The organism is Belnapia sp. (assembly GCF_059504005.1).
Map to the genome: position 1 here is coordinate 31,248 of NZ_JCACHU010000019.1, position 12,859 is coordinate 44,106.

At 72.5% G+C, this 12,859-nt stretch carries 11 protein-coding genes; 9 read left to right on the forward strand and 2 right to left on the reverse strand.

What is annotated here, in order from left to right; genetic code table 11:
- Nucleotides 1-474 carry an Lrp/AsnC family transcriptional regulator gene (locus AC5JJ1_RS03575; RefSeq protein WP_495783742.1) on the reverse strand — a complete coding sequence of 158 codons (474 nt, stop codon included), beginning with the start codon at nt 472-474 and terminating at the stop codon, nt 1-3.
- A 120-nt stretch (nt 475-594) separates the two neighbouring features.
- Here AC5JJ1_RS03575 and AC5JJ1_RS03580 point away from each other — a divergent pair, with 120 nt between their 5' ends.
- Nucleotides 595-834: a DUF6356 family protein gene (locus AC5JJ1_RS03580; protein WP_495783743.1), complete on the forward strand. Its 240-nt coding sequence runs from the start codon at nt 595-597 to the stop codon at nt 832-834.
- Between the two features lie 90 nt (nt 835-924).
- Nucleotides 925-2,685 carry a flavin-containing monooxygenase gene (locus AC5JJ1_RS03585; protein ID WP_495783744.1) on the forward strand — a complete coding sequence of 587 codons (1,761 nt, stop codon included), beginning with the start codon at nt 925-927 and terminating at the stop codon, nt 2,683-2,685.
- Here AC5JJ1_RS03585 and AC5JJ1_RS03590 read toward each other — a convergent pair.
- Entirely contained in the window at nt 2,654-3,310 is a 657-nt protein-coding gene (locus tag AC5JJ1_RS03590) for a TetR/AcrR family transcriptional regulator (RefSeq protein ID WP_495783745.1), read from the reverse strand. The genes AC5JJ1_RS03585 and AC5JJ1_RS03590 overlap by 32 nt on opposite strands.
- 117 nt (nt 3,311-3,427) lie before the next feature.
- Between AC5JJ1_RS03590 and AC5JJ1_RS03595 the strand changes: the two genes are divergently transcribed.
- From AC5JJ1_RS03595 to AC5JJ1_RS03625, 7 genes are all read left to right on the forward strand, one after another.
- Nucleotides 3,428-4,582: an HlyD family secretion protein gene (locus AC5JJ1_RS03595; RefSeq protein WP_495783746.1), complete on the forward strand. Its 1,155-nt coding sequence runs from the start codon at nt 3,428-3,430 to the stop codon at nt 4,580-4,582.
- The gene (locus AC5JJ1_RS03600; protein WP_495783747.1) at nt 4,579-6,153 is read left to right on the forward strand and encodes a DHA2 family efflux MFS transporter permease subunit; all 1,575 of its coding nucleotides are present in this window, start codon (nt 4,579-4,581) and stop codon (nt 6,151-6,153) included. The genes AC5JJ1_RS03595 and AC5JJ1_RS03600 overlap by 4 nt, the downstream gene beginning before the upstream one ends.
- 397 nt (nt 6,154-6,550) lie before the next feature.
- Nucleotides 6,551-6,925, forward strand: coding sequence for a DUF202 domain-containing protein (locus tag AC5JJ1_RS03605; protein WP_495783748.1), 375 nt, complete (start codon nt 6,551-6,553; stop codon nt 6,923-6,925).
- Between the two features lie 70 nt (nt 6,926-6,995).
- Nucleotides 6,996-9,236 (forward strand): cation:proton antiporter domain-containing protein, encoded by a 2,241-nt coding sequence (locus tag AC5JJ1_RS03610; protein ID WP_495783749.1) that lies wholly within the window; start codon nt 6,996-6,998, stop codon nt 9,234-9,236.
- 127 nt (nt 9,237-9,363) lie between these two features.
- Nucleotides 9,364-9,786 carry a PadR family transcriptional regulator gene (locus AC5JJ1_RS03615; RefSeq protein ID WP_495783750.1) on the forward strand — a complete coding sequence of 141 codons (423 nt, stop codon included), beginning with the start codon at nt 9,364-9,366 and terminating at the stop codon, nt 9,784-9,786.
- A 54-nt stretch (nt 9,787-9,840) separates the two neighbouring features.
- Entirely contained in the window at nt 9,841-11,289 is a 1,449-nt protein-coding gene (locus AC5JJ1_RS03620) for an FAD-dependent oxidoreductase (RefSeq protein ID WP_495783751.1), read from the forward strand.
- A complete protein-coding gene (locus tag AC5JJ1_RS03625; RefSeq protein WP_495783752.1) occupies nt 11,286-12,521 on the forward strand; it encodes an MFS transporter in 1,236 nt (411 codons plus the stop codon). Before AC5JJ1_RS03620 ends, AC5JJ1_RS03625 begins: the two co-directional genes overlap by 4 nt.
- Nucleotides 12,522-12,859 lie beyond the last annotated feature (338 nt).

Genomic DNA, 12,859 nt, shown 5'->3' on the forward strand with positions numbered 1-12,859 from the left:
TCAGGGCGCGTAGTGGGTCGGCAGGGCGGTGGTGTACTTGATCCGCTCCATGGAGAAGCCGGAGCTGACGTCGAGCAGGTCGCCGATGCCGATCAGCTGCTTGTAGATGGCGTCATAGGCGGCGATGTCGGGGACGACGACCCGCAGCAGGTAGTCCACCGTGCCGCTCATCCGGTGGAACTCCACCACCTCCGGGATCGCCGAGGCCAGGCGGCAGAAGCGCTCCGCCCAGGCAGCGTTGTGCTGGCTGGTGCGGATGCTGACGAAGACGGTGACGCCGACGCGGAGCTTCTCGGCATCCAGGAGCGCGACGCGGCGGCGGATGACGCCCTCCTCCTCCAGCCGGCGGATGCGGCGCCAGCAGGGCGAGGGGGAGAGGCCGGCACGCTCCGCGATCTCGGCGACGGGGAGGGTGGCATCCTCCTGCAGGGCGGCAAGGATGCTGCGGTCGATCCGGTCCAGCTGGAATGCCATGCCTCGGTATCCGCCTGGATTGGAATGGGAATGCCAAAGCTTCCGCCGCAGGGGGTGAATTTGCAAGCTGCTTCCGGCGATGGCGGGTGATGATCTCCCGGTTCCGAGAGGAGGCTGCCCATGGCCCGATGGTCCTTTACCCGCCACCCGGCTTCGGTCAACGAGACCTATCTCGAGCATATGGCGACGGCGGGCGGCTTCGGCTGGCGGATGCTGACGGCCTCCCTCGCCTGCTTCGCCCATGCGCTGCTGCCCTTCGCCTTCGAGAAGACCGGCTCGACCGCGATCCGCGAGCTGCATGAGCGGATGGTGACGAAGCGGGTGCGCCAGCCGGCGGGCGAGGCGCAGCGGGCAGGCTGATCGCGGCTTCAGCCGGGCCGCTCCCTGGTCTAGCATCCCCGGCGAGCGATGCCGGCCCGGGACGAAGGCCGGGTTGGAGGAGCGCAGCCCATGGATGGCACCCTGACCGGCGGCCGGTCGCCCGAGGCCCTGGCCGAGACCTGGCTCGATGAGTTTGCCGCAGCCCTCGAGGCGGGCGAGCCGGCGCGCCTCGCCGCGCTCTTCGCCGCCGAGTGCCATTGGCGGGACCTCCTCGCCTTCACCTGGGAGCTGCATACCACCTCGGGGGCCGAGGCCATCGCGGCGCGGCTGCAGCCCTGCCTCGCGCCGATGGCGCCGCGGGCGGTGCGGCTCGCCGAGGGCCGGACGCGGCCGCGGGTGGTGCAGCGGGCGGGCACCGAGGCGGTCGAGGCGATCTTCCGCTTCGAGACGGCGGTGGGGCCGTGCAACGGCGTCGTCCGGCTGGTGCAGGAGGGCGGCGCGCCGCGGGCCTGGACGCTGATGACGGCGCTCGACGAGATCCGCGGCCATGAGGACCCGGCCAATGGCCGGCGCTGGCAGGATGTCGACTGGCGCCGCAATTTCGGCGGGGAGAATTGGCTGGACCGCCGCCAGCGGGCCCGGGCCTATGCCGACCGGGACCCGGCGGTGCTGGTGGTGGGGGCGGCGCAGGCGGGGCTCTCGGTCGCGGCGCGGCTGGCGCTGCTCGGCGTCGACACGCTGGTGGTGGAGCGGGAGGGGCGCATCGGCGACAGCTGGCGGCGGCGCTACCACGCGCTCACGCTGCACAACGAGACGCGGGTGAACCACCTGCCCTACATGCCCTTCCCGAAGAGCTGGCCGGTCTTCATCCCGAAGGACATGCTGGCCAACTGGTTCGAGCTCTATGCCGAGGCGATGGAGCTCAACGTCTGGACCGGGACGGAGCTGGTCTCGGGCGACTGGGACGAGGCCGCCGCGTGCTGGGACGTGCTGCTGCGCAAGGCCGACGGGACGGAGCGGCGGATGCGGCCGCGGCACATCGTCTTCGCCAACGGCACCAGCACCACGCCGAAGATGCCCGACCTGCCGGGGCTGAAGGAGTTCCGCGGCACCGTGACGCATTCGGGGCGGCATGGCAGCGGGCTCGACTGGCGGGGGAAGCGGGCGCTGGTGCTCGGCACCGGGACGTCAGGGCATGACGTGGCGCAGGACCTCGCCGTGTCGGGCGCGGCGGAGGTGACGCTGATCCAGCACCGGCCGACCATGGTCGTCAGCCTGAAGGAGGCGCAGGCGCCCTATGCCCTCTACGACGAGGACATCCCCTTTGAGGATCTCGACCTGCTCGCCACCTCCTTCCCCTTCCCCGTCTACCGGCGCGCGCACCAGCTGATGACACAGCGCAACCGGGAGGCGGACCGGGAGCTGCTGGAGGGGCTGGAGCGGCGCGGCTTCCGCCTGCAATTCGGCGAGGGGGAGAGCGGCTGGCAGATCATGTATCAGAGCCGCGGCGGCGGGTACTATTTCGATGCCGGCTGCTCGCAGATGATCGTCGACGGACGGGTCGGGCTGATGCAGTTCGACGATATCGAGCGCTTCGGCCCCGAAGGCGCGGTGATGCGCGACGGCAGCGTGAAGCCGGCCGACCTCATCGTGCTGGCGACGGGCTATGAGGGCCAGGCGGAAGCGGCGCGGCGCATCCTCGGCGAGGCGGTGGGCGCGCGGATCGGGCACGTCTGGGGCTTCGACGAGGAGGGCGAGCTGCACGGCATGTGGCGGCCGACCGGCCAGCCGGGGCTGTGGTTCCATGCCGGGGGGCTGGCGCAATGCCGCATCTTCTCGAAGGTGCTGGCGCTGCAGATCAAGGCGCGGGAGCTGGGGCTCCTTCGCTGACCTTTCCGTAGGCGCGGAGGAAGACATCGGCCGCGGCCGCGGCCTCCGCCGCGATCTCCGCCTCCTGCGGCTGCGGGACGAGGCCGAACAGGGCGCGGGTCCACAGGTCGCTACGCAGCAGGGCGCTGAAGTCGATGGCGGCGCGGGCCGGGTCCGCCTCGGCCCGGATGCGGCCGAGGCGCTGCTCCTCGGCGATCCAGTCGGCAAGGCGGGCGCGCACCCGGGCCGGGCCGGCGGCATAGAAGATCTCGGCCAGCGTCGGCTCGCGCGCCATCTCCGCCTGCATGATGCGGTGGATGGCGAGCGTGGCGGGCGCGATCAGGAAGCGCAGCACGGCGGTGCCGAGACGCTCCAGGGCCGGGCGCAGCGCGTCGCCATGGCCGGCGCCGGCGGTGGCCTCGGTCGCCATGCGCTCGCACTGGATCTCGACCATGGTGCGGAAGAGCGCCTGCTTGCCGGGGAAATAGGCGTAGAGCGTCGCCTTGGAGACGCCGGCCTGGCGGGCCACCGCATCCATGCTGATCGCGGCATAACCCTGGGCGAGGAAGAGCTCCGCCGCCGCGTCGAGGATGGCGCGGAGCTTCGGGTTGCTGCGGGGCTCTCGGTCGAGATGGGCGGCCGACATCGGGTCATATGAACCCTTGGCGAGGCCGGGCGCAAGCTGGACTGAACGGTTCAGTTTTGCCTTGACCCGGTGCTTGCGGCGGCGCACCGTCGGATTGAACTGAACGGTTCAGTCGAGATGAATGCCAAGACCCCCCATCCGCCTGCCTCCCTCCTCGAGACGCCCGCGGAGCCGCCGAAGCGGCGCGGGCGCCTCCGGCGGCTGCGGCCGCTGATCCTGCTGCTGGCGCTGGGGGCGGCCGGGATCGGCGGCACCTGGTGGTGGCGCGTCGGAAGCTTCCTCGAGAGCACCGACAATGCCTACCTCGCCGGCGACATCGCCCCGCTCGCGTCGCGCATCGAGGGCGACGTGGCGGAGATCCTGGTCGCCGACAACCAGCCGGTCCGCCAGGGCCAGCCGCTGATCCGGCTGGAGCGGCAGGACTGGGCGGCGCGGCGCGACGGAGCGGCGGCGAGCCTCGCCGCGGCGGAGGCGACGGAGGCGACGCTGAAGGCGCAGCGCACCCAGCAGCTCGCCACCATCGCCGGCGCCGAGGCGGCGATCCGCCAGGCGGAGGCGGAGCGGGTGCGGGCGACGCAGGAGGCGCAGCGCTACGAGACGCTGGCAACGGGCGGCGTCGGCGCGCGGCAGGCGGCGGAGCGGACGCTGGCCGACCAGCGCAAGGCCGAGGCAGCGCTGGCGGCGGCGACCGCCAACCTCGCCGCGGCACGGGCGGCGCTGCCGGTGCTCGACGCCCAGGCGGCGGGGGCGGAGGCGCAGGTGGGCGTCGCGCGCTCGGCGCTGGCGCTGGCGGAGAGCAATCTTGCCTACACCACCATCCGCGCGCCCTTCGACGGCGTGGCCGGCAACCGGGCGGCGCAGATCGGCCAGCATGTGCGGCCGGGCCAGGCGCTGATCGCCGTCGCGCCGCCGCCGGAGCGGCAATGGGTCCTCGCCAATTTCAAGGAGACGCAGCTGGCGCGGATGCGGGAAGGCCAGCCGGCCAGCATCACCCTCGATGTCAGCGGCGCGGTGCTGCGTGGGCGCGTCGCCTCGCTCTCGCCGGCGACTGGCTCGCTCTTCAGCCTGCTGCCGCCGGAGAATGCGACGGGCAACTTCACCCGCATCGTCCAGCGCGTGCCGGTGAAGATTCTCCTCGACGAGCCGGAGGCGGCGGCGGGGCTGCTGCGGCCGGGCCTCTCGGCCGTCGCCGAGGTGGATACGCGGGACGACCCGGCGGCGCCGCGCGGCGTGCTGGCGATGCTCGGGCTGGGCCAAGGGCTTGGGCAATGAGCGCGAGCCTCGCCGCGGCGCCGGCCCTCCCGGCCGCGGGCGGGGTGCGGCGGCTGGTCGGCTTCGGCGCCATGGTGGTCGGAATGTTCATGGCGATCCTCGACATCCAGATCGTCTCCGCCTCCATCGCCGACATCCAGGCGGGGCTGGCGGCGAGCCCGGACGAGGCGAGCTGGGTGCAGACCAGCTACCTGATCGCGGAGATCGTCATGATCCCGCTTTCGGGCTTCCTGTCGCGGCTGCTCTCGACGCGGGTGCTGTTCACCCTCTCGGCGGCCGGCTTCACTGTCTTCTCGCTGGCCTGCGCCTTCGCCACCTCGCTGCCGATGATGGTGGCGGCGCGGGCGATGCAGGGCTTCCTCGGCGGGGCGATGATCCCGACCGTCTTCGCCACCTCCTTCCTGCTCTTCCCTGGCAAGGCCCGGGTGACGGCGACGGTGCTGATCGGGCTGACGGCGACGCTCGCGCCGACCGTTGGGCCGACGGTCGGCGGGCTGCTGACCGAGGCGCTGTCCTGGCACTGGCTCTTCCTCATCAACGTGCCGATCGGCGCGGCGATCGCGCTGACGGTTTGGCTGACGATCGACATCGACCGGCCGGAGCGCGGGCTGCTCGGGCGCTTCGACATGCCGGGCCTGGTGCTGATGGCGGTCTTCCTCGGCAGCCTCGACTACGTGTTGGAGGAGGGCGCGCGCTGGCAGTGGCTGGAGGACCGGACCATCGCCGGCTTCGCGGTGGTGGCGGCGCTGGCGGGGGGCGGCTTCCTCTGGCGGGTGCTGACGGCGGCGGAGCCGATCGTCGACCTGCGCGCCTACCGGGACCGGAACTTCGCCATCGGCGCCCTCTTCGCCTTCATCCTCGGCATCGGGCTCTACGGCTCGGTCTATCTCATCCCGCTCTTCCTCGGGCGGGTGCGGGGCTATGACAGCCTGCAGATCGGCGAGACGATGTTCGTGACGGGGCTTGGGATGTTCCTGGCCTCGCCGCTGGTGGGGCGGCTGTCGGGCAAGCTCGACCTGCGGGTGCTGGTGGCGGTCGGGCTGGCGGTGACGGGCATCGCGCTCTGGCTGACGGCGCGGCTGACCAGCCAGGCGGCGATGCCGCAGCTCTGGTTCCCGCTGCTGCTGCGCGGCGTGGGGATGATGTTCGTTATGATCCCGACGACGACCGTCGCGCTCGGCACGCTGCCCCCGCCGCGCATCAAGAACGCCTCCGGCCTCTACAACCTGATGCGGAACCTGGGCGGCGCCTTCGGCCTCGCCATGATCAACACGCTGGTGATGGACCGCAGCGCGGCGCATCGGCGGCACCTGGCGGAGGGCGTGGGCTGGGGACGGCCCTATGCCACGGCGGCGGTGGAGCGCATGCAGGATGCGCTGGCGGCGCGGCTGGCGCAGCCGGAGGGGGCGGAGCTCGCGGCGCTGCGGCGCCTCTCCGACATGGTGCAGCGGGAGGCGCTGGTGCTGGCCTACAACGACGTGCTGCTGGCGATGGCGGCGCTGTTCCTGCTGGCGGCGCCGCTGGTCTTCCTGCTGGCGAAGCCGCGCGGGATGGCGGGGCCGGCGCACTAGGCAGGCCGGCGCGTGAGGCCGGGCGGCCCGGCTTCGGCGCGCTCGACGAAGCGGGACGACGGGGACGCCTTCGTGCTCGCCGTGCCGTTCGGGCGGCCAATGGCTGCCGTGCCGCGGCTCCCGCCTTGGGTACGGCTTCGAACATACCGGGCATGATGCGGTCCGCTGCGCTGCCCGGGCTCCCCGGCCAGCACCGCCGCGTCCGTGCATCGCGCGATCCCGTGGACGCCAATGCTGGCGAGCGGGATGCCGGTGGAGGAGGACACGGTCACGCTGCGCCATCCGGCGGCGCCGTGTCGAAGCGGGCTTCGGGTGGCGGTCCATCGCCCGCGCCTCCTCCGGCATTAGATCCACGGGCGTTTGGATCCGGGGCGTCTCAGGTTGCGTTGCTGTCCCGATGGCGGGCGAAGATGACGATCCCAGGGTAGCCTACGCCGCCGATCGCACGGTTCTGGCAGCTGAGCGCACCTATGCGGCCTGGGTTCGGACCGGCCTGGTGGCCCTTGTCGCCGGCGTGGGGGCCAAGACCTCGCTGGGCGGCGTGCTGCCCGACTGGGCCATCCTGTTCAACGCCACCCTTCTGGTTTTCTTCTCCGCCTTCTGCTTCGCGGTCGCGGTCTGGCGGGAGATTCGTCCCGGCCATGATTCCCTGAAGCGTTCCGACGTCTGGCGCATCCCCCGCGCGTTGCTGCTGGTGGTCAATGGCGGGCTGCTGCTGGTGGCGCTCGGGGCCGTGCTTGGCATCTGGTTCGGCCGGACCGGCGGCAGTTGACCCGCAAGCCTCCCTCCCGCTGGCCGCGACGGCGTCCTGCCCCATTCTTCACTGATTCGAGAACCCACCCATGAGGCTTCCTTACCGCCCGCTCGTGGCGCTGTGCGTGCTTGGAGCGACACCAGCCTTCGCGGCGGCAGGGGGCGAGCACGCGGCATCCTCCGAGGTGCTCTTCCTGGTGCAGATCATCTGCCTCCTCGTCGTCGGGCGCCTGCTGGGCGAGGTGATGCAGCGCATCGGCCAGCCCGGCGTCGTCGGGCAGCTTCTCGCCGGCATGCTCCTCGGCCCGTCCTTCTTCGGGGCGGTTTGGCCGGCCGGGCAGCATGCGATCTTCCCGCCCGGCGAGGGGCAGAAGGCCATGCTCGACGCGGTTGCGCAGATCGGCGTCCTGCTGCTGCTCCTGCTCACCGGCATGGAGACGGATCTCGGCCTGGTCCGGCGGGTGCGGCGGGCGGCCCTGAGCGTCTCGGTGGCCGGCGTCGCCGTCCCCTTCGCCTGCGGCTTCGCCCTCGGCCAGGTCCTGCCCGAAGCCATGCTGCCGCATCCCGAACTGCGCATGATCACGTCGCTGTTCCTCGGCACCGCCCTCTCGATCTCGTCGGTCAAGATCGTGGCCATGGTGGTGCGGGAGATGGGCTTCCTGCGGCGCAATGTGGGCCAAGTCATCGTGGCTTCGGCCATCATCGACGACACCATCGGCTGGGTGATCATCGCCATCACCTTCAGCCTCGCCCTCAACGGCGCCTTCGACGTCTGGTCCCTGGGGAAGAGCCTGCTCGGGACGGCGCTGTTCCTCGGCCTGAGCTTCACGCTCGGCCGGCGCGTCGTGTTCCTGCTGATCCGCTGGGCCAATGACGAGCTGGTCAGCGAGGCCGCGGTCATCACCACCATCCTCGTCGTCATGGGGGCCATGGCCCTGGCGACCCAGGCCATCGGCGTCCACACAGTGCTGGGCGCCTTCGTCGCCGGCATCCTGGTCGGCCAGTCGCCCATCCTCACGCGCCAGATCGACCAGCAGCTCCGCGGCCTGGTGACGGCGCTTTTCGCGCCGGTCTTCTTCGGACTGGCGGGCCTCAGCGCCGACCTGACCATCCTGAGCGACCCGCATCTGCTGGGCCTGACCATCGGGCTGATCGCGATCGCCAGCCTCGGCAAGTTCGCCGGCGCCTTCATCGGCGGAACGTTGGGGGGACTGCGCCGTGCCGAGTGCATGGCGCTGGCCTGCGGCATGAACGCCCGCGGGTCCACGGAGGTGATCGTGGCCACGATCGGCCTGTCGATCGGCGCCCTCAGCCAGAACCTGTTCACCATGATCGTCGCCATGGCCATCCTGACCACGCTGGCCATGCCGCCGATGCTGCGCTGGGCCTTGGGGCGCCTTCCGCTCGACGAGGCGGAGCGGAAGCGGCTGGAGCGGGAGGCCTTCGAGGAACGCGGGTTCGTGCCGAACCTGGAGCGCCTGCTCGTCGTTGCCGACGAAAGCGCCGAGGGCCGCTTCGCCTCGCGCCTGGCCGGCCTGGTGGCCGGCATGCGCGGGATGGCCGCGACGGTCATCCGGCTCGACGGCAAGCCGAGGCTGGCCCAGGCCGCCCGGCAGCCGGGTGCGCTGGAGGCCGTGGTGGCAGGGACCGCCAGGGCAGTCCAGGAGCGCGTGGTGACGCCGGATGAGGACGTGCCGGATGCGGTCGAGGTCATCGAGCGCCATTCGGCCTTGCCGATGGAGCAGGCGGTCTCGGTGGAGGCCGGAAAGGGCTACGACCTTCTCATGGTCGGCATGGAATCCCAGCGGCAAGCCATCGACGGCCCCGGCGGGAGCCTCGCCAAGGTCATGGACGCTTTCGAGGGCCCCCTCGCGGTTGTGGTGCCGAAGGGCGAGCACCTCGGCAATCCCGAAGCTGCCCCGCTGAGCATCCTCGTCGCCGTCAACGGGACGGCGGTGTCACGCCGCGGCGCCGAGGTCGCGCTGAACCTGGCCCGGGCGAGCGGCGCCCCGGTGACCGCGCTGCTGGTCTCGAATGCCGGCGACACCTCGCGGCGCCGCCGGCGCCTGACGGGCGGTCTGAGGCGGAGGGACGAAGCCGTGCTGCGCGACGTGGTCGACACCGCCGAGCGGGTCGGCGTGCCGGTCCGCACCGCGGTGCGGATCAGGATGGCCACGGAGGATGCGATCCTGCGCCAGGTCCGCCTCGGCAAGCACAACCTGATCGTCGTGGGCGTGGCTCGGCGCCCGGGCGAAGGCCTGGCCTTCGGCGAGGTGGCCGATGCCCTGCTCGACACGTCGGACCGGTCGCTGCTGTTCCTCGCCAGCTGACCGCCGCCTGCCGGAAGCCTTGGCCCTCAGGCCGCCGGCGACCACCCGGGACGGATGGCGGGCACGCCTTCCGGGCGGGCGACGTTCGCCGCTTGACCCATCGCCCTCCGAGGCATAGCGTTTGGACATGTCCCGGCAACCCGGTCTGCGCGCCATCCCCCGTCCACCGCAGGACTTCACGGACCGCGCCTACTGGGCCGGGACCATCAAGATGGCGCTCAGCCGCTTCTTCGTCCTGCAGGTGCTGCATGACGGCCCGGCCCATGGCTATGACATCGCCCGCGCGGTGGAGCGGACCACCAATGGCTGCTGCTCGCCCTCCGAGGGCGCGCTCTACCCGACGCTGCGCGAGTTCGAGCAGGGCGGCTACGTGACCTCGGCCACGGAGGTCGTCTCGGGCCGCGAGCGCCGCGTCTACACGCTGACCGACAAGGGCCGGGACGCTTTCCGGGTGGGCCTCGGCGCATGGGTGGACGCCACGGCCAGGCTGGCCGAAACCGGCCGTGCCGCCAGGGCCCGCAGCCAGGCCGGGGACCGGTGCGGATGCTGAGGCCCATTTGCCGTGATGCATCGCCCATCGAGGCATAATGGAGGAGGAACCGGGATGAGCTCCTGCTGCGCCGCCAGGCGGCACCTTGAGGATGCGGAGGCCGTCCGCCAGGGCGCCTCCTTGCTCCCCATCGCCGTCGTCGGCGGCGGCCCGGTCGGCCTCGCCGCGGCGGCGCACCTGCTCGAGCGAGGCCTGGAGCCGATCGTCCTCGAGGCCGGCCCGACCGTCAGCACCGCAGCGCTCGCCTGGGGCCATGTCCGCATGTTCTCGTCCTGGCGCTACAACCTCGACCGGGCCGCGCGCAGCCTGCTTGAGCGCCACGGCTGGACGGCGCCGGGGGCGGAGGAATTCCCGAGCGGCCGCGAGCTCGTCGGGCGCTACCTGGAGCCGCTGGCCGCGCTTCCCGAACTCGCCGGCCGCCTGCGCCTGGGCACCCGCGTCACCGGCATCGCCCGCCTCGGCGCGGGCAAGCTCCGCGATGCCGGGCGCGAGGCGCAGCCCTTCGAGCTGCGGTTCGAGGATTCGGAGGGGCGCCAGGGGCGCATCCTGGCGCGCGCGGTCATCGTCGCGTCGGGCAGCTGGGGCAACCCGAGCCCGGCCGGATCATCCGGCCTGCCCGCCATGGGCGAGCGGGAAGCGGCCGACCGGATCCGGTACGGCATGCCCGACATCCTCGGCGCCGACCATGGCCGCTACGGCCGGCGGCGGACCCTGGTGGTCGGTTCCGGTCATTCGGCCATCGGCACCCTGCTCGACCTCGGCGAGCTTGCCCGCCGGGTTCCGGGCACGGCAGTATTTTGGGCGGCGCGCAGCGCCGACCTGACGCGGGCCTATGGCGGCGGCGCCGCCGACCAGCTGCCCGAGCGCGGGGCGCTGGGCCAGCGGCTCCGCCGTCTTGTCGAGACCGGCGCCGTCGAGCTGCTTGCCCCCTTCTCCGTCGACGAGATCCGCCGCGGGAATGGCGGCTCCCTGACGGTGCGGAGCATCGAGGGCCGCGCCGTGGAGGTGGACGAGCTGGTGGTGGCGACGGGCCTGCGACCCGAGCTCGGCATCCTGCGCGAGGCTCGCCTCGACCTCGACCCGGCGCTCGAATGCCCGCGGATGCTGGCGCCGCTGATCGACCCGAACCTGCATTCCTGCGGCACCGTGCGCCCGCATGGCGCGGAGGCGCTGGCGCAGCCCGATGCGGGGCTCTTCATGGCGGGCATGGCCTCCTACGGCCGGGCGCCGACCTTCCTGCTGGCCACCGGCTACGAGCAGGTGCGCTCCATCGCGGCGCTGCTCGCGGGCGACGTCGAGGCGGCGCGCCGGGTCGAGCTCGACCTGCCGCAGACCGGCGTCTGCAACTCCGAGCGGAGGCTCCCGGGCGCGGGGGCCGGGCCCTCCTGCTGCACGCCGGCGACGCCCGAGGGCGGCAACCGCGAGCCCGGGCCGGCCGAGGACCTGCCGTGCTGCGGCAGCGCGGCCCGGCGCGACATGGCCCAGCTCGGGCCGGTCGGATGAGCCAGGCCGCCCCGGCCGGAGGCACCTCCTCCCTGGATCCGGCCACGAGCCGCCCGCGGCTGGTGGTCGTGTCGGCGGTGGGAGTGGCCCAGATCCTCGCCTGGGGCTCGTCCTACTACCTGCTCACCGTCCTGGCCGGGCCGGTCGCTGCGGATACCGGCTGGCCGCTGGGCTGGGTCGTCGGCGCGCTGTCCGTTGGCCTGCTGGTGTCCGGCCTCGTCTCGCCGCGCGTCGGGCACATCATCGAACGGCATGGCGGCCGCCCGGTGCTGACCACGAGCGCCGTGCTGCTCGCCTTCGGCCTGCTCGCCCTCGCCCTCGCGCCGAGCCTGCCGTTCTTCGTCGCTGCCTGGGTGGTCATCGGCTTCGGCATGGGGGCGGGGCTCTACGACCCGGCCTTCTCCGCGCTCGGGCGGCTGTATGGCGAGACGGCGCGCGCCTCCATCACGCATGTGACCCTGTTCGGCGGCTTCGCCAGCACGGTGTGCTGGCCGTTCACCGCCTACCTCGCCACGCATCTGGGCTGGCGCGGCACCTGCGGGGTCTATGCGGCCATCCACCTCGCCGTCGTGCTGCCCCTGTACCTCCTCGCCCTGCCGAGGGAGGCGGAGCGGCCGCCGAAGCCCGCCCTGGCGGACGCGCCGCGGCCCGGCCAGGTGCGGCCGGACCAGCGGCTTGCCTTCGCCCTGCTCGCGGCGGGCTTCACCCTGGCCTACCTCGTCATGACGGTCCTCGCCGTCCACCTCCTGACGCTGCTCCAGGCGCAGGGCCTCGCGCTGGCCGCCGCGGTGGGACTCGGCGCCCTCATCGGCCCGTCGCAGGTCGGGGGGCGGATCCTCGAGATGATGGTGGGGAAGAGCCGGCACCCGATCTGGAGCCTGCTGGCTTCCTCCACCCTGGTCGCGGTCGGCCTTGGCCTGCTCGTCGTCGCGCCAGGCTTCGCCGCCGCCTGCATCGTCCTGTACGGCATGGGCAGCGGCATCCGCTCCATCGCGCGCGGGACCGTGCCGCTCGCGCTGTTCGGCCGGGAGGGCTACGCGATCCTCATGGGCCGCCTCGCCATGCCGTCGATCCTCGCCACGGCGGCGGCGCCGATGGTTGGCGCCTGGCTTCTGGACTGGGGCGGGCCGACGGGGACGCTGGCCGCACTGTTCGGAGCCTCCGTCCTGAACTTGGCGCTCGTGGTGCCCCTGGTGCCGATGGCGCTCCGGAAACAGGGGACGGGCAGCTGACCTGACGGGGATGATGCTTCCCGGGAAGCATCCCCGGCCGCCCCATCGGCCATCATTGGGAGCAATGCTGCGCCTTGCCGGGGCGCCAGGGCGTCACCGGCCCGGCGAGCGTGGCCACCGCGACCGGGCGACGGCCGGGTCGGCGCCCAGCTAGGCCGGACCGGGACGACCATCGCCGGGCGCCCTGTCGCAACGCGAGGAAACGACCTACCGCGATGGAGGCTGGAGACGATCGCCGCAGGACGGCTTCGTCCGGAGGCGTGAAGCTGCTCTGGAAACGCAGCCTAGCAGCCTGTCGGGTTTGGGTTTGCTGGCGACGGGTCCGTTGGATTGTGGAT